This window comes from Geobacillus sp. FSL K6-0789, from assembly GCF_038593135.1.
Lineage (GTDB): Bacteria > Bacillota > Bacilli > Bacillales > Anoxybacillaceae > Geobacillus > Geobacillus stearothermophilus.
This window is the reverse complement of record NZ_CP151966.1, coordinates 1842501-1866650: the sequence shown is the minus strand read 5'-3', so window position 1 is coordinate 1866650 and position 24150 is coordinate 1842501. Positions and strand designations below refer to the sequence as shown.

General features: G+C 51.9%; 27 protein-coding genes and 1 pseudogene. 18 read left to right on the top strand and 10 right to left on the bottom strand.

From position 1 onward, the window contains the following. Positions 1-36 precede the first annotated feature (36 nt). On the bottom strand, positions 37-2742 hold the full coding sequence (locus NSQ51_RS09795; protein WP_049624924.1) for a PBP1A family penicillin-binding protein: 2706 nt from the start codon (positions 2740-2742) through the stop codon (positions 37-39). A 33-nt stretch (positions 2743-2775) separates the two neighbouring features. Beyond that, on the bottom strand, positions 2776-3381 hold the full coding sequence (gene recU, locus NSQ51_RS09790) for a Holliday junction resolvase RecU (protein ID WP_033010104.1): 606 nt from the start codon (positions 3379-3381) through the stop codon (positions 2776-2778). Between the two features lie 213 nt (positions 3382-3594). Between recU and NSQ51_RS09785 the strand changes: the two genes are divergently transcribed. Continuing rightward, the gene (locus tag NSQ51_RS09785; RefSeq protein WP_033014029.1) at positions 3595-3837 is read left to right on the top strand and encodes a hypothetical protein; all 243 of its coding nucleotides are present in this window, start codon (positions 3595-3597) and stop codon (positions 3835-3837) included. A gap of 53 nt (positions 3838-3890) precedes the next feature. Here NSQ51_RS09785 and NSQ51_RS09780 read toward each other — a convergent pair whose 3' ends face one another. Then, positions 3891-4061, bottom strand: a complete 171-nt coding sequence (locus tag NSQ51_RS09780) for a hypothetical protein (protein ID WP_162839627.1) — start codon at positions 4059-4061, stop codon at positions 3891-3893. An 84-nt stretch (positions 4062-4145) separates the two neighbouring features. Next, positions 4146-4346 (bottom strand): YppF family protein, encoded by a 201-nt coding sequence (locus tag NSQ51_RS09775; protein WP_033011260.1) that lies wholly within the window; start codon positions 4344-4346, stop codon positions 4146-4148. A 196-nt stretch (positions 4347-4542) separates the two neighbouring features. Between NSQ51_RS09775 and NSQ51_RS09770 the strand changes: the two genes are divergently transcribed. Continuing rightward, positions 4543-4887: a YppG family protein gene (locus NSQ51_RS09770; protein ID WP_049624923.1), complete on the top strand. Its 345-nt coding sequence runs from the start codon at positions 4543-4545 to the stop codon at positions 4885-4887. A gap of 35 nt (positions 4888-4922) precedes the next feature. Here the strand turns inward: NSQ51_RS09770 and NSQ51_RS09765 are convergent, their stop codons facing one another. Both NSQ51_RS09765 and NSQ51_RS09760 read right to left on the bottom strand, forming a co-directional pair. Next, positions 4923-5177 carry a sigma-G-dependent sporulation-specific acid-soluble spore protein CsgA gene (locus tag NSQ51_RS09765; RefSeq protein WP_033011258.1) on the bottom strand — a complete coding sequence of 85 codons (255 nt, stop codon included), beginning with the start codon at positions 5175-5177 and terminating at the stop codon, positions 4923-4925. Then, a complete protein-coding gene (locus tag NSQ51_RS09760) occupies positions 5177-5362 on the bottom strand; it encodes a hypothetical protein (RefSeq protein WP_033011257.1) in 186 nt (61 codons plus the stop codon). The genes NSQ51_RS09765 and NSQ51_RS09760 overlap by 1 nt, the downstream gene beginning before the upstream one ends. Positions 5363-5477: 115 nt before the next feature. Here NSQ51_RS09760 and NSQ51_RS09755 point away from each other — a divergent pair, with 115 nt between their 5' ends. Beyond that, complete coding sequence (locus tag NSQ51_RS09755) at positions 5478-5618, top strand: hypothetical protein (protein WP_162839628.1); 141 nt, start codon at positions 5478-5480, stop codon at positions 5616-5618. An 84-nt stretch (positions 5619-5702) separates the two neighbouring features. On the opposite strand, the gene NSQ51_RS09750 is transcribed toward NSQ51_RS09755, so the two are convergent. Beyond that, positions 5703-6167 (bottom strand): Hsp20/alpha crystallin family protein, encoded by a 465-nt coding sequence (locus NSQ51_RS09750; protein ID WP_033014031.1) that lies wholly within the window; start codon positions 6165-6167, stop codon positions 5703-5705. A 258-nt stretch (positions 6168-6425) separates the two neighbouring features. Here NSQ51_RS09750 and NSQ51_RS09745 point away from each other — a divergent pair, with 258 nt between their 5' ends. The 11 genes and pseudogenes from NSQ51_RS09745 to NSQ51_RS09695 all read left to right on the top strand — a co-directional run bounded on the left by NSQ51_RS09745 (position 6426) and on the right by NSQ51_RS09695 (position 17319). Further along, a complete protein-coding gene (locus NSQ51_RS09745) occupies positions 6426-6548 on the top strand; it encodes a hypothetical protein (protein WP_255350134.1) in 123 nt (40 codons plus the stop codon). A 186-nt stretch (positions 6549-6734) separates the two neighbouring features. Next, positions 6735-7409 (top strand): response regulator transcription factor, encoded by a 675-nt coding sequence (locus tag NSQ51_RS09740; protein ID WP_033014032.1) that lies wholly within the window; start codon positions 6735-6737, stop codon positions 7407-7409. Further along, a complete protein-coding gene (locus NSQ51_RS09735) occupies positions 7406-8803 on the top strand; it encodes an ATP-binding protein (RefSeq protein ID WP_049624922.1) in 1398 nt (465 codons plus the stop codon). The genes NSQ51_RS09740 and NSQ51_RS09735 overlap by 4 nt, the downstream gene beginning before the upstream one ends. Before the next feature lie 16 nt (positions 8804-8819). Next, positions 8820-8975 (top strand): hypothetical protein, encoded by a 156-nt coding sequence (locus NSQ51_RS09730; RefSeq protein ID WP_162839629.1) that lies wholly within the window; start codon positions 8820-8822, stop codon positions 8973-8975. A gap of 15 nt (positions 8976-8990) precedes the next feature. Then, positions 8991-9491 (top strand): glycerol-3-phosphate responsive antiterminator, encoded by a 501-nt coding sequence (locus NSQ51_RS09725; RefSeq protein ID WP_049624921.1) that lies wholly within the window; start codon positions 8991-8993, stop codon positions 9489-9491. Continuing rightward, positions 9478-10569 (top strand): annotated as a pseudogene (locus NSQ51_RS09720) (glycerol-3-phosphate dehydrogenase/oxidase); the annotation flags it as partial. The gene NSQ51_RS09725 and the pseudogene NSQ51_RS09720, both read left to right, overlap by 14 nt. A gap of 210 nt (positions 10570-10779) precedes the next feature. Next, positions 10780-11835 carry a LacI family DNA-binding transcriptional regulator gene (locus NSQ51_RS09715; protein ID WP_121649930.1) on the top strand — a complete coding sequence of 352 codons (1056 nt, stop codon included), beginning with the start codon at positions 10780-10782 and terminating at the stop codon, positions 11833-11835. A 134-nt stretch (positions 11836-11969) separates the two neighbouring features. Next, the gene (locus tag NSQ51_RS09710) at positions 11970-13211 is read left to right on the top strand and encodes an extracellular solute-binding protein (protein ID WP_121649929.1); all 1242 of its coding nucleotides are present in this window, start codon (positions 11970-11972) and stop codon (positions 13209-13211) included. 174 nt (positions 13212-13385) lie between these two features. Next, the gene (locus tag NSQ51_RS09705; protein WP_049626403.1) at positions 13386-14222 is read left to right on the top strand and encodes a sugar ABC transporter permease; all 837 of its coding nucleotides are present in this window, start codon (positions 13386-13388) and stop codon (positions 14220-14222) included. Next, positions 14222-15040, top strand: coding sequence for a carbohydrate ABC transporter permease (locus NSQ51_RS09700; RefSeq protein ID WP_121649928.1), 819 nt, complete (start codon positions 14222-14224; stop codon positions 15038-15040). The genes NSQ51_RS09705 and NSQ51_RS09700 overlap by 1 nt, the downstream gene beginning before the upstream one ends. 89 nt (positions 15041-15129) lie before the next feature. Continuing rightward, the gene (locus NSQ51_RS09695) at positions 15130-17319 is read left to right on the top strand and encodes an alpha-galactosidase (protein ID WP_121649927.1); all 2190 of its coding nucleotides are present in this window, start codon (positions 15130-15132) and stop codon (positions 17317-17319) included. A gap of 58 nt (positions 17320-17377) precedes the next feature. Here the strand turns inward: NSQ51_RS09695 and NSQ51_RS09690 are convergent, their stop codons facing one another. Next, the gene (locus NSQ51_RS09690) at positions 17378-18160 is read right to left on the bottom strand and encodes an EcsC family protein (RefSeq protein WP_049624916.1); all 783 of its coding nucleotides are present in this window, start codon (positions 18158-18160) and stop codon (positions 17378-17380) included. 145 nt (positions 18161-18305) lie between these two features. Here NSQ51_RS09690 and NSQ51_RS09685 point away from each other — a divergent pair, with 145 nt between their 5' ends. The 4 genes from NSQ51_RS09685 to NSQ51_RS09670 are packed head-to-tail and all read left to right on the top strand — an operon-like array spanning position 18306 to position 23081. After that, positions 18306-19490 carry a galactokinase gene (locus tag NSQ51_RS09685; RefSeq protein WP_033014041.1) on the top strand — a complete coding sequence of 395 codons (1185 nt, stop codon included), beginning with the start codon at positions 18306-18308 and terminating at the stop codon, positions 19488-19490. Then, a complete protein-coding gene (gene galE / locus NSQ51_RS09680) occupies positions 19487-20473 on the top strand; it encodes a UDP-glucose 4-epimerase GalE (RefSeq protein ID WP_049624914.1) in 987 nt (328 codons plus the stop codon). Before NSQ51_RS09685 ends, galE begins: the two co-directional genes overlap by 4 nt. A gap of 2 nt (positions 20474-20475) precedes the next feature. Beyond that, positions 20476-22002, top strand: coding sequence for a UDP-glucose--hexose-1-phosphate uridylyltransferase (galT, locus tag NSQ51_RS09675; protein ID WP_121649926.1), 1527 nt, complete (start codon positions 20476-20478; stop codon positions 22000-22002). A gap of 56 nt (positions 22003-22058) precedes the next feature. Next, entirely contained in the window at positions 22059-23081 is a 1023-nt protein-coding gene (locus NSQ51_RS09670) for a LacI family DNA-binding transcriptional regulator (protein WP_015375239.1), read from the top strand. A 16-nt stretch (positions 23082-23097) separates the two neighbouring features. Here the strand turns inward: NSQ51_RS09670 and NSQ51_RS09665 are convergent, their stop codons facing one another. Both NSQ51_RS09665 and NSQ51_RS09660 read right to left on the bottom strand, forming a co-directional pair. Beyond that, positions 23098-23541: an Hsp20/alpha crystallin family protein gene (locus NSQ51_RS09665; RefSeq protein WP_049624911.1), complete on the bottom strand. Its 444-nt coding sequence runs from the start codon at positions 23539-23541 to the stop codon at positions 23098-23100. Between the two features lie 64 nt (positions 23542-23605). Next, positions 23606-23896 (bottom strand): hypothetical protein, encoded by a 291-nt coding sequence (locus tag NSQ51_RS09660; protein ID WP_011231630.1) that lies wholly within the window; start codon positions 23894-23896, stop codon positions 23606-23608. Between the last annotated feature and the right edge of the window lie 254 nt (positions 23897-24150).

Below are 24150 nucleotides of genomic sequence, written 5' to 3'. Positions count from 1 at the left end.
CTTATCGGGCCATCCGCTTTTTTGAGGCAGGTGATCTCACTGGCGGCTTCCATTTCTCATGCCAGCATTGCCGCTGTTTCCTGATTGTGGATTGGTCGGCGTCGTTGGGGTTGTTGGTTTCGTCGGCGTTGTTGCGCCGCCATTCCCTTGGCCGTTGTCTTCGCCGCCATTGTCTTTGCCGCCATTGTCTTTGCCGCCGTTGTCCTCTTCGCCGCCATCATCGCGATCTTCGTTGCCATTGCCGTTGTTTCCGCTATTTCCGCCATTGTTGTTATTTTGATTGTTTCCATTGCCCCCATGATCATCGCTGTTATCCCCGTTCGTGCCGCCATTTCCGGCGCCACGGTTGTTGCCATCACCGTTCGCTCCATTGCCCGGCGCCGTCGGCTGCTCGCCGCCAGGGATGCGGATGCTCGTGATCGCCGGCTTGCTCATCCGCTCGCCTTCCTTGGCATAGACGGCGATCGTGTACGAAGCCCCTGGCGCCACGTTCGTAACTGTCACGCCTAAATCTTTGGTCGTGACCGTTTCCGTATGCCCTTGCTCGTCTTTGATGCGCACTTCAAACAGCGTGTCGTCGGTTTTCTCATCATACGACCAAGAGACGGAAATCATGTTGGCAGCTTGGTCGTACGAAGCGGCCAACCCTTTGACAGCCGGGAGCTCTTCCGGCTCATCTTTTGCGACTTTTGTCGGTTCGGTGCCGCGCACGAACAATTCATACGTAATGTCGCTTTCAGGCGTGTATTTGCCGGCAAGTTTCGGCGGATTCGTGCCTTTTTTGATCGGCAGTTTGACGACGCTGTCCGGCCGCTGAAACTCTCCGCTGCCATCGTCGAGATGGGACATCAGATCTTTCAGCAAGAGCTTCGGAATGCGCTGCTCCCGACTCCCTAATGTAGCTGTTTCGCTTTTTTTGCTGAAGCCGACCCAAATGGCCGCCGTGTAGTTTGGCGTATAGCCGATAATCCAGCTGTCCGGCACATCGTCCCGTTTGAGGCCAAACTTCGCGCCGTCTTTGCCGTAGTTTGTCGTTCCGGTCTTGCCGGCGAGCTCCAACCCTGGAACATAGGCGGACCGCCCAGTGCCAGAGCGGATGACCGATTTAAGCATGTCGGTAATCATGTATGCGGTGTAATCATGCATGACTCGCTTCGGTTTTGGCTTTAAGTCCATTTCCGTGCCGTCTGGGAAGACGATTTTCGTCACCGCATACGGCTTCGTGTAAACGCCGTTGTTGCCGAAGGCGGCGTAGGCGCCGGCCATCTGCAACGGCGATACGTAGCGCGATATGCCGCCGATTGCGTACGGCTCATATACTTCGTCAAAGCCCATGCCGAGCCGGTTGGCAAACTCTCTCGCCCGCTCTTTGCCGACCGCTTGGAACGTTTTTAACGCCGGGATGTTGCGCGACCATGTGAGGGCATTGCGCACCGTCACCGGTCCGGCGTAGCGTCCGCCGGCGTTGCGGATCGGGGTGCCGTCGGAGTACGTATACGGCTCGTCAACAAGAATGTGCGCGGTTGACCATTTTAAATATTCGATCGCCGGCCCGTAGTCCAAAATCGGCTTAATCGTTGAACCGGGCTGGCCGACAGGCTGAATTGCGTAGTTGAAACCGAACTCGATGTTGTCGCGGTGGCGTCCCCCGCCTAATGCGCGAATGGCGCCCGTTTTCGTGTCGACGAGGGCGATTCCCGACTGCAAATCTTTTTTGGCGGTAAAATGTTGATCGGAGTTTAATAGCTTTTCAACGTACGATTGCGCCTCTTGATCAAGCGTCGTGTAAATTTTCAGCCCGTCTTCAAAGACGTTGACATTGGCTTTGTCCGTCACTTCTTTGATCACTTCGTCAATAAAGGCGTCGTATGGCACGGAATTTTGCGGCTTTTTCCGCTCGGTGAGCATCGATTTGATCGGCACCTGCTTCGCTTTTTCCGCTTCTTCCGCACTGATAAAGCCATGTTTCACCATGAGCGACAAGACAGTGTCACGCCGTTTTTTCGCCGCCTCCGGATGATCGTATGGGTTGTACCGGTTCGGGCTTTGCGGCATGCCGGCCAAGAGCGCTGCCTCGGGGAGCGTCAGCTCTTTTAAGTTCGTTTTGCCGAAGTAATATTCCGCCGCCCGGGCGACGCCATAAATGCCGTCTGAGTAATAAATTTTGTTCAAGTACATTTCCAAAATTTCGTGCTTCGAATACTTTTGCTCAAGCTGCAAGGCGAGCCACGCTTCTTGCGCTTTCCGCTCCAACGTTTTCTTTGATGAGAGGAACGTCATTTTCACGACTTGCTGGGTGATCGTGCTGCCGCCTTCCGCGCCGAACCCTTCGCGAATATTGGCGATGACCGCGCCGGCTAGACGGACGATGTCGATGCCGTGATGCTCGTAAAAGCGGGCGTCTTCGGTCGCCAATACCGCATTTTCCAGCACTTTCGGCACGTCCTTGTATGAGATGTACGTCCGTTTGTAACCGCCCAGCTCGGCGACTTTCTTTCCGCTCATATCGTACACGGTCGACGAGAGCGGATCTTTAATTTTCGCCTCATCGAGCGGAGGGGCGTCCTTGACAAAGTAGGCGAACGCAGCCACCCCCCCGATGGCGCCAAGGGCGATCATCAGCACTATCGCAATGGCGATCGCTTTCAACCAGGACCTCCCTCTTTTCTTTTTCGCCTTTTTTTGTTTCGTCTGTTTCGCTGCCTGCTTTCGTTCCACACGAGAACGATATTCACCAGACATAAGCAAATCCTGCCTTTCTTACAAGTTTTCACCTTAAGCGGTGAAGTACACGTTTTCTATTACACTAATATAATCAATTCTCGGCTGGTAGCCAAGCGGGATATAATGCCCGTATTGTTCGATCTCCCGTTTTGGGATCGACTTTCTTCCCCCGGCTTCTTGCTCATTCCAGCGGGCAATTAAGTGGGAGGCGTCAAGCAAATACGTTTCATTGAGCAGGGAAAAACGCAAAATCGCAAAGCAAATGCCGCCGTGGGCCATGACTTGCGCCATATGGCGGATTTGGTGAGCATGGAAATTTTTCAGCGGAAACGACGTTTTGTTTCTCGTCTCCTTTGCCTCAAAGTCGATGTATTTGCCGCGATAGATGCCGTTGTAGTCGGTCGTCGACGCCTGCCGGAAATAGGCCTCTTTGATGACGGCGGCGCTCCGTTTCGGATAATCGACGCGGACGATTTGCACCGGAGTCGGCTTTTTATGGATGACAGCGATGCCGTGCTCCCGATAATATTCATTCGTCGCGTTTAAGTCGTCTTCGAGCGTCATGCCGCGGTTGGCATAGCCGGCTGCCGCCGGCGGTCGCACCGCGCTCGGTCCGTTTCCGCGGTATTCTTTTCCTCCTGGATATTTGAGTGCCATCGCGTTCATCTCCTTTGAATGGTTTTTATTATACCATACGCTCGGAAAAGATGCGCCTTTTTTTCTTCCCCACGGCTGCGCCTGCTCTTGTTGTCGAATGGCGGCCGCATCCCGCTTTCTTTGCCGAATCTGTTCTACTTTTGTCGCTGCAGCAGGGAGTGATCCCCTTGGACGCGAATGGAATATCATCACGCCAGAAATGGGGGAGAGGAAATGGAAAAACGGTTAGTGAAAAAAGAAGAGATTGAAAAGCAGCTTCAGGAAATTGTCGCGCTCATCGAGCAGGTGGACGCGAAAATGGAAAAGGTGATCGCGGATGTCATTGAGGAGCGGTACGCCCAAAACAAAGAGCACCTCGCGCATCTTGAAGGGCGGATCGCCGGCGTCGAACGGCGGCTTGATGGGAAAAAAGCGAACGCGGAGCGACCGTTGCCGTCAAAACTGTATTTTGTGTAAACAGCCGGCGGCAGAAACGCTGTCCCCTCGGCTGCGGGGACAGCGTTTTCCTTTTACGTATCTTTTCCTGTTGTGATCGAGACAGGGCCGCCTTCAGCCGTCGCGACTGTGTTGATTTCATATTCGACCCGCTCGGTATGCTTCGGCGGCGCCGGCTCGCCATGTTTCGGTTTTTCGTGGTCATGTCCTTTCAATTTATGGTTGAAATGGACGCCTCGGCCCATTGCCCAACACCCCCCTTGCTTATTACGATGGGGATTTCAGGCCGAAAGTATGCAAAAAAAAGAAGGGAAAAACTCCCTCGAGACCTAAAGTCCAGCGTATTCTTCCGTTTCGTCCGGCTGACAGGCGCCGGCTTGTTCCAGCTCGCGCACTAAGTCGCGATATTGGGCAAGCGAAATTTCCCCGCGCAAATAAAGGCGACGGGCGAAATCGAGCAGTTCGTTCGCCTCAGCCGGCTCGCAATGTTTGACCGCCATGAACTTATGTTTCAATTCCGTGATGCTCATTGATGCTTTTCCCCCTTCCCCCTTTTTTACATCGTACCATGAAAATAGGAGGAAAGGGCGATTTCCGAAAATTAAAACTTCCGACAAGAGGTTACATGTCCGCGCGCACGCGGCCCAGTATACACACATATATTAGTGGCAGCTGATCCCCTGTTTTCGCTGGGGGAATCGATGATCAAAGATGGGGAGGATACACATGCACCGTTATCCGCGACAAATTTCGCCGCCACCCGCCCACGGACCATACAGCTTCGGCGGCCATTGGCCCTACTCATACGGCTGGCCCTTCCACCTTCCGTCGGCGCCCATTCATTGGCCATATGCTTCGCCATTCCACGCTGCCGCGCCTTCGCACCCGATGCCATACCCGAAACCAGGGTCGCTGCTGCCGCCGCCGCGCCCGTCTTTTCTCGCCCAGTTAAAAAACAGTGACGGGACGTATGATATTAACAAAATGATGAACACGATGGGGCAGATGATCAATGTCGTCAATCAAGTCAACGGCATGTTAAAAGGGCTGCTCAGCACGTTTAAAGAGTAACGAAGCCGCTCCCCCAGCGGAGCGGCTTTGCCCTGTCAAATGAGCAGCTCGTACACTTCATTCAGCTGGTAGACGCGCTCATAATCGCGCTCATCCATCGCGTAGCGGATTTCATGGGGCAAAATGCGATCCAAAAAGGCGCTCTCTTCTTGCGTCAAGTCGCGGACAAACTCGCCCTCGCCCCGGTACGGTTTGCTGATCAGCTTTTTGTAAATACGCTTTGGCGTCTCATCATGGCAGTCCAAATAATTGGACAAAATTTCCCGCAAATAGGCGAGCGTTTGTTCCATCACGATCCGCCCCCTTCAAAAAACGAGACAAACGTTCGACTGACGTTTGGTTTGCCTTCCGCATACGGGTTTTCTTCTGTGACGCGGTCTGGATCGAGATTCGTTTTGATGACAAGCCGCGGCTCAGCGGACGGCTCATTGATCAGCCGGTCGTTCAACTGTTTGAAATCGGGCAGTTTGGCCATTCGTTTTGCACCTCCTAACAGTAGCGTAGCTTAGCAGTGTCGAAAGTATGTATGGCGCGGTTATGTTCCGAAAAAACGCGCAACCTAATCGCAGACGGCAAGGAGGTGACAGACAGTGACCAACCGCAACGACAACCGGGAACGGAAAAATAAGTATCCACACAATCGTGAAGAAATCGCCAAGGAATGGGACATCCAAAAAGATCCGACGCCGGAACACAACAACCGGTATGGAAGCCCTTCGCATAAACAATAGAAGCCCGATAGGAAAAAAGCCGCTCCCGACATGGGGAACGGCCTTTTTAATGGCTTGGGTGGACGGAAGGCGCTTCTTTGGATTTTAATCGATACCGATGTATTTCCGTTTTTGCGGCAGGCGAATGACGAGTGTACCGTTTTGGAATGAAGCTTTCACTTCATGTTCGGCCACCGGATACGGAAACGGAATCATCCTCGCCACGCGCCGCCGCTGCTGGCGCCGTTCGTATACATGGCCGCTGTCGTCGGACGATTCGATCGTTTCATGGTGATCGATGACAAGTTGCAGCCCGTCTTCATGCCACTGCAGGCTAATTTGATCCCGCTTGATGTCCGGCAGACGGACGATGATTTGATAGTCGCGCTTCGTTTCTTTCACCTCGATCGGGATGTACGCCGCGGCAAATGTTTGGGCGAAGTAATCGTCAAGCGTTTCAAACAGTTTTTGCAATGGTCGTTCATCGAACCATTGGTTCACGAGTTTCCGCAAATGATGGAACGGGTGATTGCCGTCTCCGTTTGCAGGCGGTTGAAACGGTCCGTTCATTGCACTCCCTCTCTTTCCATTCCGCAAAGTGGCAAGGTTCCTCCGCCCGCCGTTTCCGCCGCTTGGACGGCCGGCAGCCATAGAGGCGATCTGCTTTATTGTCAATGTATGTACGGACGGGAAAAAAAGTCACTTTCCGCTTTTTTTAGCGATTTCTCATGCGGTTTTAACCCGTTTGGAATATAATGACACCACCATCTATGGTCATGCACACAAATACCGCTGCCGCCCACCGGCAGCGCGAGGAAGGATGGCGTGATGCATTGGATTCATTGGCTGGTGATGTTGTTTTTTTCTGGAACGGCTGTATCGCTTCTTTCGTACCAAGCGTTTGAAATTGTTCAGGCGATTGTCCACTCGTTTGTGAACCGCCACTCGTGAGCGGCTGCCTTTGGATGTGCGGGAAGCTTGCGGGGCGGCGTCCGCTTTCGCTTGGCTGCTGATCGCCCCGTTGGCGATTGGCTTTTTCTTTGTCTGTAGTAAAATGAAAGTGTGGAAGCGGCGCAAGGCGGGTCCTTGCTCCGGGATGGAGGACAAGAACTAGAAGCAAGAAAGGGGACGGAGACCGTGAACGGACGGATTTTATTAATTGAAGATGAAGCCGGCTTGGCCCGGTTTTTGGAGCTGGATTTAACGCATGAAGGCTTTGATGTGCACGTGTGCGGCGACGGGCGTGAAGGGCTTGAACTCGCCTTGTCGGAATCATGGGATTTGATTTTGCTCGATGTCATGCTGCCTCGCTTAAACGGCATGGAAGTATGCCGCCGCATTCGGGCGGCGAAATCGACGCCGATCATGATGATCACGGCGTGCGACAGCGTGTTTGACCGCGTCATGGGGCTCGATAACGGGGCCGATGACTATATTGTCAAGCCGTTTGCCATTGAGGAGTTGCTGGCCCGCATCCGCGCCTTGTTCCGCCGTGTTCATTCTGAAGCCGACGGGCAAGTGTTGGCGTTTAAAGATTTGGTCGTTGACACGCAGGCGCGCACGGTAAAAAAGGGGGACGAGTTTATCGAGCTGACGAAGCGCGAGTACGATTTGCTCGTCGCCTTTATGCAAAACATCAACGTCGTCTTGACGCGCGATGTGCTGCTTGACAAAGTGTGGGGGTTTGACGCCGAGGTGGAGACGAACGTCGTCGATGTCTATGTCCGCTATTTGCGGCAAAAGCTCGATGAACACGATAAGGAACGATATATCCAAACAGTGCGCGGCGCTGGATATGTGATGCGGCCATGAAGCGATTCCGCCCCCGCGAGCTCTCGTTGAAGGGGAAGCTGACCATCTTGTCTGCCGGAGCGATTTTTATTACGTACTTTGTCTTTACCTTTTTGCAATACCACATTGTCAAGCAATGGCTGCTGAACGAAGAAAAAAAAACAATGGAACAAACGGTGGCGGAAATTGAAACGTATTACGCGGAAAAACGTAATATATCATGGGAAGATGTTCGCCGCCGCCGTTCGTTTCTGGAAAAACTGAATGAGCGCTATCAGCTCATCCGTGTCACCGACGAGAAGGGAAACGTCGTCGTCTCGGTGTCAAACGGCGCCGCCGTCTCGCTCTCGCCAAGCGATATGCCCGACCGGTTGAAAATGGATGAGCATTTCGTCAACAACGAACGGTTTTTGCTGCTGCGCAAGCCGCTTCATATCGGACATTTGCGCGGAACGATTGAAATCGTCCGCCGGTTGACGAAGTTTCAACAAGTAACGAACATGCTTTTCCTTATTATGACGGTGATCGGTTTTGGCGCGATGGCGGCGAGCGCCTTCGCCGGGCGGTTTATGGCGCAACGTTTCGTCAAACCGCTAAAAACGTTGGCGGAAACGATGGCCGACATCAAAAACAACGGGCTGAAACAGCGGATTGATGTGCCCCCGGCGCGCGATGAAATGGCCGAGCTGATGATAATGTTCAACAGCATGATGGATGACATTGAGCGCACCTTTGCCATGCAGCGGCAATTCGTCGAAGATGCGTCCCATGAATTGCGCACGCCGCTTGCCATTTTGCAAGGCCATCTTTCGTTGCTGCAACGGTGGGGGAAGCACAACCCGGAGATTTTGGAAGAATCGCTTGAGGCGGCGATGAAAGAGGCGGAGCGGCTCAAGCGCCTCGTCCTTGAACTGCTTGACTTGTCGCGCGCTGAGGCGATCGTGATTCCAAAAGAGATTGCTCCTATTGACGCTGCTGCGGCCATCGGGCAAATCGTGAAAAATTTCCGCGTTTTGCATCCCGATTTTCAGTTTCTTGTTGATCAGCCGGAAACGCCGCTGCCGCGTCTGGCGATGGCCAAGCATCATTTTGAACAATTGCTCTTCATTTTGCTTGACAATGGGGTAAAATATTCTCAACGGATGAAAAAAATCGCCATTTCTCTGCGAGAGGAAGGGCCATTTGTGACGGTCGCCGTCCGCGACCATGGCATTGGCATTCCGAAAGACGAGCTGAAAAACGTTTTTTTGCGCTTTTATCGCGTCGACAAGGCGCGCAGCCGCGAACAAGGCGGCGCCGGGCTCGGGCTTTCCATCGCCAAGGAAATCATCGATAAATACGGCGGGCAAATTACAGTGGAAAGCGAGATCGATCAAGGAACGACGGTCGAACTGGCCATTCCGAAAGCGGAATAGGAGGAGAGTGAGAGACATGGGACATTCCCATGGCGAAGAGACGGCAGGCAAAAAAGCGATTCATTACGTTGTCGAGAAGTTCCGCAAGCGCGGGGTGAAAATCGCGACATGCAAACCGCGGACAATGATGTCACTGTCATGCCTAGATGAGATCGACAAAATGAGAGGATGAATCGAAGAAAAGAAAATGGAAGCGAAACAGCGCATCATTCCGGCTATTAAAACGATGAAGCAATTTGACGCCTTTTTGTCAAGCGGGTACACGGTCGGTGTATTGCTTGAGGTACATATTGCCCAGTTAAAAAGCATCTTTGCCTATGCGTGCCGGCATGGCAAGGAGTTGCTCATTCACGTCGACTTGGTGCAAGGGCTGAGCCATGATGAACATGCGGCGGAATACCTTTGCCAAGAGTTCCGCCCTCATGGCCTCATTTCCACGAAAGCGGGCGTCATTATGAAGGCGCGGCAAAAACGAGTCTTGGCCGTGCAACGCATCTTTTTGCTCGATTCCCACGCTTTAGAGAAAAGCTACCAGCTGATCGTCAAAACGAATCCGGACTGCATCGAAGTCATCCCGGGCGCCATGCCGCACATCATCCGCGAAGTGAAAGAACGGACGGGAAAACCGATTTACGCCGGCGGCCTCATCCGCACGGTCGACGATGTCGAGCAGGCGCTTTTTGTATGACGAGCGCGGCCGCATCACCGGCGCCCGCTGCCGCGACTTGCTCGGCGGACGAGTATATGACATCCGCGCCAAAAAAGTCGTCAATGCCGCCGGACCGTGGGTTGATGCGCTGCGCGACAAAGACGGATCGAAAACCGGCAAGCGGCTTCGGCTAACAAAAGGCGTCCATATCGTCATCGATCAAAAGCGTTTTCCGCTCAAGCAGGCCGTCTATTTTGACACCCCGGACGGCCGGATGGTGTTTGCCATTCCGCGGGATGGGAAAACGTATGTCGGCACGACCGATACATTTTATGACGATGATCCTGCTCATCCGGCCATGACCGAAGAAGACCGTGATTACTTATTGCAGGGGATTCACTACATGTTCCCGTCCGTCGGCATCACCGCTGATGATGTCGAGTCGAGCTGGGCTGGCGTCCGTCCGCTCATTTATGAAGAAGGGAAAGACCCGTCGGAAATTTCCCGCAAAGACGAGATTTGGACATCGCCATCCGGCCTCATCACGATCGCTGGCGGCAAACTGACCGGCTATCGGAAAATGGCAGAAACGGTCGTTGACCTCGTCGCCAAACAATTGGAAAAAGAAGAGGGAAAAACGTTCCGTCCGTGCCAAACGAAACAGCTGCCAATTTCCGGCGGCGATGTCGGCGGCTCGCATCGGTTGCCGGCCTTCATCGCCGAAAAGGCGAAGGAAGCGGCGCGCTATGGGCTGACAGAAGAACAAGGGGCGCGGCTGGCAAAACAGTACGGCACAAATGTCGACCGGTTGTTTGCGTTAAGCAGCGAGTACGACCGCTCGTCCGGCTTAACGCGCGAAACGTTCGTCCGCCTCGTCTACGCCATCGAGGAAGAAATGGCGGTCAAACCAGTCGACTACTTCATCCGCCGCACCGGGGCGCTGCTGTTTGACATCGACGCCGTCCGGCGGGAAAAAGAAGCGGTTATCGCGTTTATGGCGCGGCATTTGGGGTGGACGGGGGAAGAGAAGGCAACGTACACGAAAGAACTGGAACAAGCGCTGCGTCAAGCGGTGTTGGTAGCAGAAGATGATGACCGGAGGATCATGAATAAATAGAGGGTTTAGAGGGGATCGGCGCTCGATTTTGAGCGCCTTTTTTGGGGGTTAATTTCAGTAAAATAGTGGTCGAATATGTATGTGTTCCAAAACTAAATTGAGGTAAATTTTGGGTAAATTTAAATATTTTATTGACTTTTACTATTTTGTTTGTTATATTTTACTTAAATAAATAAGTTAATTTAACTAAAAGGTAGTGTGTAATGCATAATGATTACGATGAAAGATATTGCCGAAAAAGCGAATGTATCAATCGCAACGGTATCAAGAATTTTAAATAACGATGCCACTCTCTCCGTTTCCGAGGAAACGCGCCAGCGTGTCTTTGAGATTGCTAAAGAGCTTAATTATAAACCGGTGCGGAGACGCAGTACGAACCGGGCTAATCCGCCGAAAACGAAGGAGTCTGAATGTTATAACATTGCTTTGTTGCTCGCGGTATCCCAGCATGAGGAAACGACAGATCCGTATTTTAGTTCTATCCGCTACGGGATTGAAGAGCAGTGCAAACAATTGCCGTTGCACGTCTCTTCCGTCATCCGGGTAAACAGCGGAACAGATATACAAGACTTAAGCCAGTTTGACGGGCTAATTGTGATTGGCGGTATTGATCCCGACGACATTCAGCGCCATTTTCCAGAGGAACGCCCTATCATATTCATAACCCAAGTTATTGATGTAGACGGGTACGATGTGGTTTGCTCCGATTTGGAAGCGGCTACAGAGAAAATCATTGATTACTTAATCGCCCTTGGCCATACGCGAATTGGCTATATCGGCGGATCGGAAACGATCAAAAAGTTTAATGGCGGAAAAAGTTACGAAGTTGATGATATACGGAAACGGACATTTGAGAAAAAAATGAAAGCGCTTGGACTTTATGAGCCGTACCATGTATTTGTCGGCGACTGGGGGCCGGTGGGCGGATACGAATTGATGAAGACGGCGATTGACTCTGGTGATTTGCCAAGCGCGTTTGTGATCGCTAGCGACCCGATGGCGATCGGGGCTCTACACGCGATTCACCAGGCAAACCTTAAAGTTCCGGAAGACATATCTATCATTAGTTTCGATGACATTGACGCCGCAGCATTTTTGAACCCGCCCCTTTCAACAGTGAAAATATACGCGCATGAAATGGGGAGACTCGCTGCAAACGCGCTGCATGAGCGGAGGACGGGGAACCGGAACATTCCGGTTAAAATCGTCACTCCGGCGGAACTTATCATTCGGGAAAGCTGTGCAAAACGCGGTCAAAATACATAAAGGGGGTGAGCGGCGAGAATCATAGCAGGAAGCTATGTAACAAAAAAAGTAAGCGCTGACAACTTAACAAAAAAACGGATGGCTGTTGAATGAAGCCGTACATGTTAGCAAAGGGAAAAGGGGGAACATGGAAGATGAAAAAAGCACTCGCACTCGTCATGTCCAGTGCATTAACTTTTTCGCTGCTTACCGCATGCGGAAACAAAACGGAACAAAACGCAAGCGAATCAGGCGGAAAAGTCAAAATTGAGTTTTTCCATTACAAATCCGAAGCAAGGGGAACATTCGATAAACTGATTGAAAAATTTGAAAAAGAAAACCCAAACATTGATGTTGTCAACGCCAATCCGCCCGATGCAGAAACAGTATTAAAAACCCGCGCCGCTAAACGAGACATGCCCGATATCGTTGGGGTTGGCGCCGATACGACATTTGCGGAACTCGCCAAAGCGGGGATGTTTGAAGATGTCACGAAAGCGCCGGAACTGAACAACATTCAACCTTCGTATATTCAAATGGTAAAAGACGTCAGTGGACTGGAACAAGTGTATGCCATTCCTTATGCGGCCAATGCGGATGCCGTCATTTACAACAAAGCCATCTTCAAAGAACTTGGTTTGAGTGTTCCGAAAACATGGGATGAGTTTATAGCTGCAGCCGAAAAGATCAAAGCAGCCGGAAAAACGCCGTTTTACTTTACGTTTAAAGATGCGTGGACGACATTGCCTGCTTACAACGCTTTGGCAGCCAACACGCAAGGGGAAACGTTTTTCCAAGATTTAAATAAAGGCAAGACAAGTTTTGAAAAAGGGTATAAAGAAGCAACGGAAAAATTTGTGGAGCTGTTGAAGTACGGGCATAAAGATCAATTTGGCAAAGGGTATGCGGATGGCAATGTGGCGTTTGCCAAAGGCGAGTCGGCGATGTACTTGCAAGGCATCTGGGCGATTCCGGAAATTAAAAAGGCCAATCCGAACATTGAACTTGGCGTATTCCCGTATCCTGTAACAAATAATCCGGAACAAACCAAATTAGTATCCGGTGTTGATCTTCTTTTTGCGATCTCGAAAACATCAAAACATCCGAAAGAAGCAAAGAAATTTATCGACTTCTTATTAAAAGAGGAAAATGCAAAGGCGTACATGGCTGAACAAAATGCGCTCTCGGCCATCAAGGGATTAACGCAGGAGGATCCGACGTTGGAAGGATTAAAAGAAAGCTTTGCCAAGGGGGCGCTCGTTGATTTTCCAGACCATTATATTCCGCCGAGCATCAATTTGGCCAATTTGTTGCAACAGTTGACGCATGATCAAGATGTGGAGAAGTTTTTAAAAACAATGGACGCCGAGTGGGAAAAAGTGAAAGAGCGTAAGTAATTAGGCAAGAAGGAGAAACGGGAAGAAAATAGGGGGAGTCCCTCGGTTTTTCTCCCCCTCTTATCATTAGGAGGTGATACGATGCGGAAAGAGGTTGTCGTGACAAGGGAACGAAGCGTTTCATTGCCTATTTTCAAGAAAATCAAAAAACCGAAAAACATCGCGATTTACTTGATGACCGTCCCGGCTGTCGTGTTATTTGCGGTATTTCACACCTTTCCGGCCCTCCAAGGCATTTTCTATTCCTTTACCAATTGGGACGGATTAAGCTTAACGTACGACTTTGTTGGATTGAAAAATTACTACTACTTGTTTCGGGACGAAAACGTATGGCATTCGTACTTGTTTACATTTCAGTTTGCCATTGTGTCGACCGTGCTCGTCAATGTGCTCAGTTTAGCGATCGCTATAGGGTTGAATGAAAAAATTAAGTTCAAAAATTTTTTCCGCGCCGTGTATTTTTTGCCGAATGTTTTAAGCGTGCTGATTGTAGGCTATATTTTCAACTACTTGTTTGCTAACGTGCTCCCTTTATGGGGAGAGAAACTGGGGATTGAGGCGCTTTCGACGAATATTTTAGGAAGCGAAAAATGGGCATGGGTCGGCATTGTCATTGTCGCCGTATGGCAGGCGTGCGCCCTTAATACGATTTTATATTTGGCGGGACTGCAAACGGTTCCCTCAGAGCTGTATGAGGCTTCTAGCCTAGACGGAGCGAGTAAATGGCAAAATTTCCGGCATATTACGTTTCCGATGATTGCGCCGTTTTTTACGATCAATATGGTGTTGGCGATGAAAAACTTTTTAATGGTATTTGACCAAGTTGTGGCGTTGACAGGTGGGGGGCCCGGACGGGCTACTGAATCGATTTCATTGCTCATTTACAACGGCGGATTTCAGGGCGGGGAGTTTGCTTACCAATCTGCGAACTCGGTCATTTACTTTATTGTCATTATGGCGGTATCGATTCTGCAGATTAAATTTTTACAAAAACGGGAAGTGGATATGTGATGGCCAAGAAAACAAACTGGGTTGCCACATTGTTGATTGCGGTCGGGGCGCTGTTCATTTTGTTTCCTTTGTACATGACGGTGTCCATCGCGTTAAAAACGCCGGAGGAGTTGGCAGACTCAGTGCTGTCGCTGCCGGTCGGCCTGCATGTGGAAAATTTTGCAAAAGCGATCGAGGCCACGAACTTTTTTCAAGCGTTTAAAAACAGCGCATTTATCACAGTAACCACCGTTGTTTTGACCATTATAACGAATTCGATGGTCGCTTATGCCATTGCTCGCAATATGCACCGGAAATTTTTTAAGTTTTTGTATTATTACTTTGTCAGCGCCTTGTTTATTCCGTTTCCGATTATTATGTTGCCGATTGTCAAGCAAACATCCGCATTCGGGATGAATAATCCTAGCGGACTCGTTTTTCTGTATGTCGTCTATGGTATTGCGTTTAATATCTTTATTTACGTCGGGTATATCCGTTCGATTCCAAAGGAGTTGGAAGAAGCGGCGATTATGGATGGGTTCAGTACATGGGGCGTGTTTTGGCGCGTGGTTTTCCCGCTTATGGCGCCGATTAACGCTACCGTTGCCATTCTGACTTGTCTATGGGCATGGAATGACTTTTTATTGCCGTTGATTGTGCTGAGCGACCAGTCCGATATGACGCTTCCGTTGGTTCAATATGTATTTCAGTCCAAGTTCGGCACGGACTACAACTTAGCGTTCGCTTCCTATTTAATGGCGTTGTCTCCGATGATCATCGTCTACTTGTTTGCCCAAAAATGGATTATTGGCGGTGTCACAAGAGGGGCAATCAAGTAAACGTGCATAAGAACAAGCCGGTTTGCGCGTATTTGTCCGTTTACGTTTGTGTTCACAGAGTGAAGAATCTTGTTTAGGAGGATAATGATATGGCAATTGTATTTGATCCAACCAATAAAACGTTTTATCTCAAAGCCAATGACACAACATATGTCATGCAGATCGTTCGCTCCGGCTATTTGGCGCATGTTTATTGGGGAAAAGCGGTGCGCGCTGTTCGGGGCGCGGAGGCGTTTCCACGGCTCGATCGCGCGTTTTCCCCTAACCCCGACCCATCCGACCGCACGTTTTCGCTCGATACGCTGCCACAAGAATATCCAGCCTATGGGAATACCGATTTCCGGGCTCCGGCGTATCAAGTGCAGCTTGAGAATGGCTCGACGGTGACCGATTTGCGCTACAAAACGCACCGCATTTACAAAGGGAAGCCTAGACTGAACGGGCTGCCGGCGACATACGTGGAGCATGAACAGGAAGCGGAGACGCTTGAAATTGTCCTTTTAGATGCGCTGATCGGTCTAGAAGTCACGTTGCAGTATACGGCGTATGAAAAATGGAACGTCATCACGCGCGCGGCCCATTTTGAAAACAAAGGCGGCGAGCGGTTAAAGCTACTGCGCGCGCTCAGTATGAGCGTCGATTTCCCAACTGCTGACTATGATTGGATCCATCTCCCCGGAGCGTGGGGGCGCGAGCGCTGGATCGAGCGGCTCCCGCTTCTGACCGGCGTGCAAGCGGCGGAAAGCCGCCGCGGCGCGAGCAGCCACCAACAAAATCCGTTTATTGCGCTCGCTGCCAAAAACGTCGATGAACATCAAGGCGAAGTGTACGGGTTCAGCTTGGTGTACAGCGGCAATTTCCTCGCCCAAGTCGAGGTGGACCAGTTCCGCACTGCCCGCGTCTCGATGGGCATCAATCCGTTTGATTTTACGTGGCTATTGGAACCGGGCGAGTCGTTCCAAACGCCGGAAGTCGTTATGGTCTACTCCGATCAAGGGTTAAACGGAATGTCGCAAACGTACCACGAACTGTACCGCACCCGCCTAGCGCGCGGCGCGTTCCGCGACCGCGAACGCCCGATCTTGATCAATAACTGGGAAGCAACGTATTTTGACTTCAATGAAGAAAAGATCATGAATATCGCCCGAACAGCGGCGGAGCTTGGCATCGAACTGTTTGTGCTTGACGACGGCTGGTTTGGCGAACGCGATGACGACCGCCGTTCCCTCGGTGATTGGGTGGTCAATCGGCGCAAACTCCCCAATGGCCTGAACGGACTGGCGAAACAAGTGAACGAACTCGGGCTGCAGTTCGGCTTATGGATCGAACCGGAAATGGTGTCGCCAAACAGCGAGCTGTATCGGAAACATCCCGACTGGTGTCTCCATGTGCCGAACCGCCCGCGCTCTGAAGGACGGAACCAGCTTGTGCTCGATTATTCCCGCCAAGACGTGTGCGACTATATGATTGAAACGATCTCGAACGTGCTTGCGAGCGCCCCCATCACTTATGTGAAATGGGACATGAACCGCCATATGACGGAAATCGGTTCGGCCGCCCTGCCGCCCGAGCGCCAGCGCGAAACGTCGCACCGCTATATGCTTGGGCTCTATCGCGTGATGGACGAGATCACCGCGCGTTTTCCGCACATTTTGTTTGAAAGCTGCTCCGGAGGCGGAGGGCGGTTTGACCCGGGGATTCTCTATTATATGCCGCAAACATGGACGAGCGACAACACTGACGCTGTCTCGCGCCTGAAAATCCAGTACGGTACAAGCCTCGTTTACCCAGTGAGCGCCATGGGCGCCCACGTCTCGGCCGTGCCGAACCATCAAGTCGGGCGGGTGACGTCCCTCAAGACGCGCGGCCATGTGGCGATGTCAGGCAACTTCGGCTATGAGCTCGATATCACGAAATTGACGGAAACAGAAAAACAAATCATTAAGGAACAAGTCGCGTTTTACAAAGATGTGCGCCGCCTCGTCCAGTTCGGCACGTTTTATCGGCTGCTCAGCCCGTTTGAAGGCAACGAGGCGGCATGGATGTTCGTCTCGGAAGATCAGTCGGAAGCGCTCGTCGCCTACTTCCGCGTTCTGGCCGAAGCGAACGCCCCGCTGTCGCACTTGCGCTTAAAAGGGCTTGACCCGAATCAAGACTATGAAATCGAAGGCCTTGGCGTCTACGGCGGCGACGAGCTGATGTATGCCGGAGTGGCGGTGCCGCACCGCTTGGGCGATTTTATCAGCATGATGTGGCGATTGAAAGCTGTTCAACGATAAGAAGGGATGCTGTCGCTCGAGCCTATGCACCTGTCATAAACGAATTGAACCCGGTGTCTTAGATGCCGGGTTCAAACTGTTTGAGCTTCTCGATGATGCGACGCTTCCGATAGAGCATCTTCCCGGTTTCGGCGATGTCTTCCATAAACGATTTGTTAAACAGCGAACCGAAAATGACACCGATGATCGGAACGGCTTGAAACAGCTTTTTCCACCCGTATTGGTCACGGAACGTCATCATCACTTCCCGCCAGCCTTGCAGTTCGGAAAAGACGCGCCCGCGTTCATTGGAGAACGACGAAAGTTCGTCCAAAATCGCTTTTTTCCCGACGATGTCCGCCGTGGCAAACTGCAGGCATTTGACGACAAACACGCGCTCCTCTTTTTCCTTCGGGTCATATCCGTACACGATGGCGATCTCTTGCAGCGTTTTCAGCGCTAAGCCGAGAAGCGCTGGGATGTCCACCGCCAGCGTCAGCGCCCCGCCCATTCCAGTCGCCGCCCCTTGCAGCTGGGCGAACGTGACGCGCTCATCGATCAACTCGTCGCAAACGCGATCCATCGTCGCAAGCGGCAAGTGCGGCACTTCGGCCAACGACGATACGCCAAGCTTGTCCAATACCTTTCCTTCATTCACTAAGTATTGCCCGCCGCTTTGAATATAGCTGCCCAATTCATCAAGCAGCTGCCCGAGTTTTCGATGGACGGCTTTTGGCGTCAGCTTATCGAGCACTTGAAACGGCAAGCGGCCGAGCTTTTCCCAAAACCATAGGTCTTTTTGGGAGTGTTCCCAGTGGGTGATGGTTTGGAGTTCTTGTTTCAACATCTGTCGCGTTTCCATCTCCGCTCCGCCTCCTTCCTATATTTATTAAGGTGAATAAATGCTCAAACGATTATACGTATTAAAAAAGATTTTGTTTCGCTGTTGATTTTTAGTAAATTATTAACTATAATATTTACTATAAAGGCTTGAAGGAGGCCCTCTCATGATCCCCATCTTAAAACAGCAATTTATCGAACTTTTCGGCGGCTTGGGCGAAGGCATCCGCGCTTTCTTCGCCCCCGGCCGCGTCAATTTGATCGGTGAGCATACGGATTACAACGGCGGGCATGTGCTGCCGTGCGCGCTTGCGATCGGCACGTATGCGCTTGTCCGGCAAACGGATGAGCCGTTTGTCCGCTTTTATTCGCAAAACTTCCCGGAAACGGGAGTGATCACGGTCTCTTACGATGACTTGTCATACCAGAGCGAGCACGGTTGGGCGAACTACCCGAAAGGGATCTTGGCCGCGTTTCAAGCGTTACGTCCGCTTGAGACCGGATTGGACATTTTGTATTACGGCACGATCCCGAACGGCGCAGGACTGTCGTCATCCGCGTCGATTGAGCTTGTGACCGCGGTGATGCTCAACGAACTGTTCAGGCGCGGGCTTGATCAGCTAGAGCTTGTGAAAATGAGCCAAACCGTAGAAAATAAATACATCGGCGTCAATTGCGGCATTATGGATCAGTTTGCCGTCGGCATGGGGAAACAAGATTGCGCCATTCTGTTAAACTGCCAGACGCTCGAGCACCGCTATTTGCCGCTCGTGCTCAACGATTGTTCGATTGTCATCGCGAACACAAACAAAAAGCGCGGCCTGGCGGACTCGGCGTACAACGAGCGGCGGGCGACGTGCGAGGCGGCGCTCGCGAAGCTGCAAAGCGTGCGGAACATCGCCTCGCTCGGCGAGCTGACAAGCGCAGAGCTGGCCCGTTATGAACATCTTCTTTCTCCGCTTGAACGAAAGCGGGCTCGCCATGCGGTGACGGAAAACGAGCGGACGCTTGAAGCCGCCCAGGCGCTTGAGCAGGGAGACCTCGTCCGCTTTGGCGAGTTGATGAAACAGTCGCATTTGTCGCTGCGCCATGACTATGAAGTAACCGGAGCCGAACTTGATACGCTCGTGGAGGCCGCATGGTCGCACGAAGGAACGGTCGGGGCGCGCATGACCGGAGCCGGATTCGGCGGCTGCACGGTGAACATTGTGAAAAAGGCATGCGTTCAAGATTTCATTGAACGGGTCGGAAACGCGTATGCCGAAAAAATCGGTTATGAAGCAAGCTTTTATGTCGTTGACGTTGGTGACGGGGCGAGAGAACTCACGGAACTGGAGGAGATGAGCCGATGATTTTGGTTTGCGGAGGGGCAGGGTATATCGGCAGCCATGCGGTGTACCGTCTGCTTGAAAAAGGGGAGCGCGTGGTCGTGGTGGATAACTTGCAGACGGGGCACCGGGAGGCGGTTCACCGTGATGCTGTGTTTTGCCAAGGCGATATTCGCGACCGCGATTTTTTGCGCAAGGTGTTTCGCCAGCATGACATTGAGGCGGTCATTCATTTTGCGGCGAACTCATTGGTCGGTGAAAGCATGGAAGAGCCGCTGAAGTATTACGACAACAACGTGTACGGGACACAAGTGCTGCTTGAAGTGATGAAGGAATTTGGTGTCAAGCAAATCGTCTTTTCTTCAACCGCCGCCGTGTATGGGGAGCCGAAACAAATCCCGATCATCGAAACCGATCCGACCGAACCGACAAACGCGTACGGAGAAACAAAGCTGGCGATGGAAAAAATGATGAAATGGGCGGACCGCGCCTACGGCATCCGCTCGATTTCGCTCCGCTACTTTAATGTCGCCGGGGCGTACGGCACGACAATCGGTGAGGACCACAACCCGGAGACGCATCTGATTCCATTGATTTTAAAAGTGCCGCTTGGCCAGCGCGAGGAAATTTCCGTTTTCGGCGATGACTACGACACGCCCGACGGCACGTGCATCCGCGACTACATCCATGTGCTTGATCTCGTCGATGCCCACGTGTTGGCGCTTGAAAAACTGCGGAATGGAGCGTCCAGTGACGTGTACAATCTCGGCAACGGCAATGGCTTCAGCGTCAAAGAAGTGATCGAAGCGGCGCGGCAAGTGACCGGACACCCGATCCCTGCCCGCGTCGTGGCGCGGCGGCCGGGCGACCCGGCGCGGCTTGTCGCTTCATCGGAAAAAGCAAAGCGCGAGCTCGGCTGGGAGCCGAAATACTTGTCCATTACGGATATCGTCGCCTCGGCGTGGGAGTGGCACAAAGCGCGGCCAAACGGATATCGGGGTGTGTAAACATGGAAACGATTTTTGCGGCGATTGAACAACTGATCCGTTATGCCGAGCAACGCGGCCTTTTAGCGCCGGAAGATGTGGTGTACGCGCGCAACCGCCTGCTGGCGACGCTCCGACTCACGGAATGGCAGCCGGCCGAGGTCAAGGACGTTCCCTTGGCCTCGCCGGCCCCGGTATTGGACGCTATGATTGATTGGGCGTATGAACAAGGATTGTTGGAAACGAATACCACAACCGAGCGCGATATATGGGATGCGAGACTGATGGACTGCGTCATGCCGCGGCCGTCGGAAGTGATCCGCGCCTTTTACGAGCGATACCGCCGCAGCCCGCAGGAGGCGACGGACTGGTTTTATTCGTTGAGCCAAGCGTCCAATTACATTCAAACGGCGCGCATCGCCAACAATCAGCACTGGAAAGTGTCAACCATCTATGGAAAATTGGATATCACCATTAACTTGGCGAAGCCGGAAAAAGACCCGAAGGAAATCGCCAAATTAAAAGAGATGCCGTCATCCTCGTATCCAAAATGTGTATTATGCAAAGAAAACGAAGGGTATGAAGGAACGTGGCGTCATCCCGCCCGTTCCAATCACCGTGTCATCCCGATCACGTTATTGGATGAACAGTGGTATTTCCAATATTCTCCCTACGTGTACTATCATGAACATTGCATCGTCTTTTCCGCCGAACATGTGCCGATGAAAATGGAGCGGAAGACGCTTGAGCGCTTGCTCGATTTCGTCGAAAAGTTCCCGCACTATTTCATTGGCTCGAACGCCGACTTGCCGATTGTCGGCGGCTCGATTTTAGTGCATGACCATTTCCAAGGAGGGCGTTATCCGTTTGCGATGGAAAAGGCGGAGATCGAAGAGTGTATCCCGCTGCCATCGTTTCCGTCGGTCACAGCCGGCATTGTGCGCTGGCCGATGTCCGTCATCCGTTTGACTGGACCAAAAGAGGACGTGTTGGATGCGGCTGCCTTTTTGTATGAAACATGGCGGACGTACAGCGACCCAAGCGTCGAGATTATGGCCTACAGCGGCGATGTTCCGCACAACACGATCACCCCGATCGCCCGGCGGCGCGGCGATTTGTTTGAGTTGGACATCGTGTTGCGCAACAACCGGACGTCAGCGGAACATCCGTACGGCATTTTCCATCCGCATGAAGAATTGCATCATATTAAAAAAGAAAATATCGGCTTGATCGAAGTGATGGGGCTGGCGGTGCTGCCGGCACGGCTTGCCGTGGAACTGGAGACGCTGGCCGATTATCTCGTGCATCGGACAAAAAAAGAAGACTGGGACGAGTCGATGCATAAACATTGGGATTGGTGCGAAGCCATTCACTCGGCCTATCCGGACATCACGAAGGACAACGTCCATGACATTTTGCGGCACGAAGTCGGACAACGGTTTGTGACCGTGTTGGAACATGCCGGGGTGTTTAAGCGGGACAAGCGAGGGAAGGATGCGTTTCGCCGCTTTCTGCAGCACGCGGTGGAGCGCATGTCGTCTCTTGTTTAAATGCGGCGAAAAAACGCGTTTCATATGAAACATAAGGAAGGGATCGCAAACAGACGATGGCTACGTTAAAAGAAATCGCGGAAAAAGTCGGCGTTTCGGTCGCGACGGTGTCGCGCGTGCTTAATTACGATGCAACGCTGTCCGTTTCCGATGAAACGAGAAGGCGCATTTTTGAAGTCGCCCAAGAGCTGAACTACAAAACATTGCGGGAGCGAAGCCAGCAAGCGCGCGAATCGTTTCGCTTCGGGCTCATTCACTGGTATTCGGAGCGCCAGGAAATCGATGACCCGTATTATATGGCGATTCGCCTCGGAGTGGAAAAAGAGTGTTTTGACCGCGGCATCGAACTCGTCAAATTGTTTAAACAAAACGGTGCCTATCCGATTGAACGGATGGAGGCGCTCGATGGCATCATCGCTGTCGGAAAATTCGGGCCGAAGGAAGTCGAGGTTTTTGCCGCCGGGGCCAAACAAATTGTGTTTGTCGACTGTTCGCCTGATGAGCATCGGTTTGATTCAGTCGTCATCGACTTGCGTCAAGCGACGGTGACAGTGCTTGATTATTTGCTTCGGTTGGGGCATACGAAAATTGGTTATATCGGCGGCCGTGAATATGTCGACGGGGAAACGCCGATCCGCGATGAGCGCGAAGCGGCGTTTTACGAATATTTGTATGTCAAAGGGCTGTATGATTCCCGCTATGTATGGATCGGTGCCTTCACTGCTGAAGATGGCTATCGGCTGATGAAAGAGGCTGTTTCAGGCGGCGACTTGCCGACGGCGTTTTTCATTGCCAGTGATTCGATGGCGATTGGCGCCCTGCGTGCGCTGCATGAAGCCGGGATCGCTGTTCCGGAAGAGGCGGCGATTGTCGGATTCAATGATATTCCGACGGCAGCATTTCTTCACCCGCCGCTTTCGACGGTGAAAGTATACACAGAATTTATGGGTGAAACAGCGGTTGAGCTGCTCATCGAACGGTTGACGACGAAACGAGCGATTTGCAAAAAGGTCGTCGTGCCGACAGAGCTCGTCATCCGCTCAAGCAGCGAGGGCAACGAAAAGGGGAGCGGTCGATAAGCCGCTCCCTTCTGCATTAATGGAACTCGATATCAACGCGTTTTTTCGTTCCTGTCGTTGTTTTCGGGATATGAATGTCAAGCACACCGTTTTTGTACGTCGCGCGAATGTTTTCCGTCGCCGCATCAGCCGGCAGGGTGATCGAACGCTGGAAGCGACCAAAGAAGCGTTCGCGCCGGTGCATTTGTTCTTCTCTTACATCGTGTTGGCGTTGAATCGTGCCGCTGATGGTCAACATGTTGTTCTGCACGTCAATGTGCACATCCTCTTTCCGCTCCAGCCCCGGTAAATCGCACGAAACGACGTATTCGTTGGCCGTTTCATGCATGTCGATGCGCGGCATCCAGTGCTGCTCATCCATATGAGTGAACAGCGATGGAAAATCACTAGCAAAAAAGCGGTTCATATCCCGGCGAATCGATTCTAAGTGCCGGAACGGGTCAAACGGAATTAACGCCATAACTGCCATCCTCCTTAACAAGAAATGTTTTTTCGCTCAGTAGTGTGAATCGAATTCGTCTGTTTTATGTATGATTGGCTTGCAATTGTTCCATCACCGTCAAATACGCTTGAATGAGTGCTACTTTCATGCCATCCGGCAAGTCAGAAGCGGCCACCCGCTTAACGGCGTAATAAAACTTCACTTCGGACGATTGCCGCACGCGCGGATGCGTCCATTCATCGCGCAGCTCTTGCCTTATCGTTTCATACAAAAGAGTTTGGCTTTCTTGTTCATCAAGCGGTCCGGCCGCCAGCGATCGGTTCGGCCAAAGGCGGCGGTAGCCGTCAAGCAGTGCAGAAAATGGATAGGTCACGGCTGCTTCCTTCCTTAAAAAATATACATAGCGATCCTCGAGGTCTGCTCCTTGCAACATATTCTTTTTAAGAAATTATATCATACAGCAGTCGAAGCGATTCGGGAGGCCAAGTCGAATGTAGATAGTGGGGGCTGGTTTCGTTTGCTGTCGTTGTAAGGCAGTCGAACCGTGGGACGCACGAGGATGGCTTGGTTGACAGCCTGCCGTGGGGCGGGTGTTCCCCAAAATCTCCCACCTCTAAGCGTTAGCGT

What these genes read in the sequence shown, in the direction of transcription:
- NSQ51_RS09795 (WP_049624924.1), bottom strand. Translation starts at nt 2,742, where the DNA reads ATGTCTGGTGAATATCGTTCTCGTGTGGAACGAAAGCAGGCAGCGAAA.
- recU (WP_033010104.1), bottom strand. Translation starts at nt 3,381, where the DNA reads ATGGCACTCAAATATCCAGGAGGAAAAGAATACCGCGGAAACGGACCG.
- NSQ51_RS09785 (WP_033014029.1), top strand. Translation starts at nt 3,595, where the DNA reads ATGGAAAAACGGTTAGTGAAAAAAGAAGAGATTGAAAAGCAGCTTCAG.
- NSQ51_RS09780 (WP_162839627.1), bottom strand. Translation starts at nt 4,061, where the DNA reads ATGGGCCGAGGCGTCCATTTCAACCATAAATTGAAAGGACATGACCAC.
- NSQ51_RS09775 (WP_033011260.1), bottom strand. Translation starts at nt 4,346, where the DNA reads ATGAGCATCACGGAATTGAAACATAAGTTCATGGCGGTCAAACATTGC.
- NSQ51_RS09770 (WP_049624923.1), top strand. Translation starts at nt 4,543, where the DNA reads ATGCACCGTTATCCGCGACAAATTTCGCCGCCACCCGCCCACGGACCA.
- NSQ51_RS09765 (WP_033011258.1), bottom strand. Translation starts at nt 5,177, where the DNA reads ATGGAACAAACGCTCGCCTATTTGCGGGAAATTTTGTCCAATTATTTG.
- NSQ51_RS09760 (WP_033011257.1), bottom strand. Translation starts at nt 5,362, where the DNA reads ATGGCCAAACTGCCCGATTTCAAACAGTTGAACGACCGGCTGATCAAT.
- NSQ51_RS09750 (WP_033014031.1), bottom strand. Translation starts at nt 6,167, where the DNA reads ATGAACGGACCGTTTCAACCGCCTGCAAACGGAGACGGCAATCACCCG.
- NSQ51_RS09745 (WP_255350134.1), top strand. Translation starts at nt 6,426, where the DNA reads ATGCATTGGATTCATTGGCTGGTGATGTTGTTTTTTTCTGGAACGGCT.
- NSQ51_RS09735 (WP_049624922.1), top strand. Translation starts at nt 7,406, where the DNA reads ATGAAGCGATTCCGCCCCCGCGAGCTCTCGTTGAAGGGGAAGCTGACC.
- NSQ51_RS09730 (WP_162839629.1), top strand. Translation starts at nt 8,820, where the DNA reads ATGGGACATTCCCATGGCGAAGAGACGGCAGGCAAAAAAGCGATTCAT.
- NSQ51_RS09725 (WP_049624921.1), top strand. Translation starts at nt 8,991, where the DNA reads ATGGAAGCGAAACAGCGCATCATTCCGGCTATTAAAACGATGAAGCAA.
- NSQ51_RS09715 (WP_121649930.1), top strand. Translation starts at nt 10,780, where the DNA reads ATGATTACGATGAAAGATATTGCCGAAAAAGCGAATGTATCAATCGCA.
- NSQ51_RS09710 (WP_121649929.1), top strand. Translation starts at nt 11,970, where the DNA reads ATGAAAAAAGCACTCGCACTCGTCATGTCCAGTGCATTAACTTTTTCG.
- NSQ51_RS09705 (WP_049626403.1), top strand. Translation starts at nt 13,386, where the DNA reads ATGACCGTCCCGGCTGTCGTGTTATTTGCGGTATTTCACACCTTTCCG.
- NSQ51_RS09700 (WP_121649928.1), top strand. Translation starts at nt 14,222, where the DNA reads ATGGCCAAGAAAACAAACTGGGTTGCCACATTGTTGATTGCGGTCGGG.
- NSQ51_RS09695 (WP_121649927.1), top strand. Translation starts at nt 15,130, where the DNA reads ATGGCAATTGTATTTGATCCAACCAATAAAACGTTTTATCTCAAAGCC.
- NSQ51_RS09690 (WP_049624916.1), bottom strand. Translation starts at nt 18,160, where the DNA reads ATGGAAACGCGACAGATGTTGAAACAAGAACTCCAAACCATCACCCAC.
- NSQ51_RS09685 (WP_033014041.1), top strand. Translation starts at nt 18,306, where the DNA reads ATGATCCCCATCTTAAAACAGCAATTTATCGAACTTTTCGGCGGCTTG.
- galE (WP_049624914.1), top strand. Translation starts at nt 19,487, where the DNA reads ATGATTTTGGTTTGCGGAGGGGCAGGGTATATCGGCAGCCATGCGGTG.
- galT (WP_121649926.1), top strand. Translation starts at nt 20,476, where the DNA reads ATGGAAACGATTTTTGCGGCGATTGAACAACTGATCCGTTATGCCGAG.
- NSQ51_RS09670 (WP_015375239.1), top strand. Translation starts at nt 22,059, where the DNA reads ATGGCTACGTTAAAAGAAATCGCGGAAAAAGTCGGCGTTTCGGTCGCG.
- NSQ51_RS09665 (WP_049624911.1), bottom strand. Translation starts at nt 23,541, where the DNA reads ATGGCGTTAATTCCGTTTGACCCGTTCCGGCACTTAGAATCGATTCGC.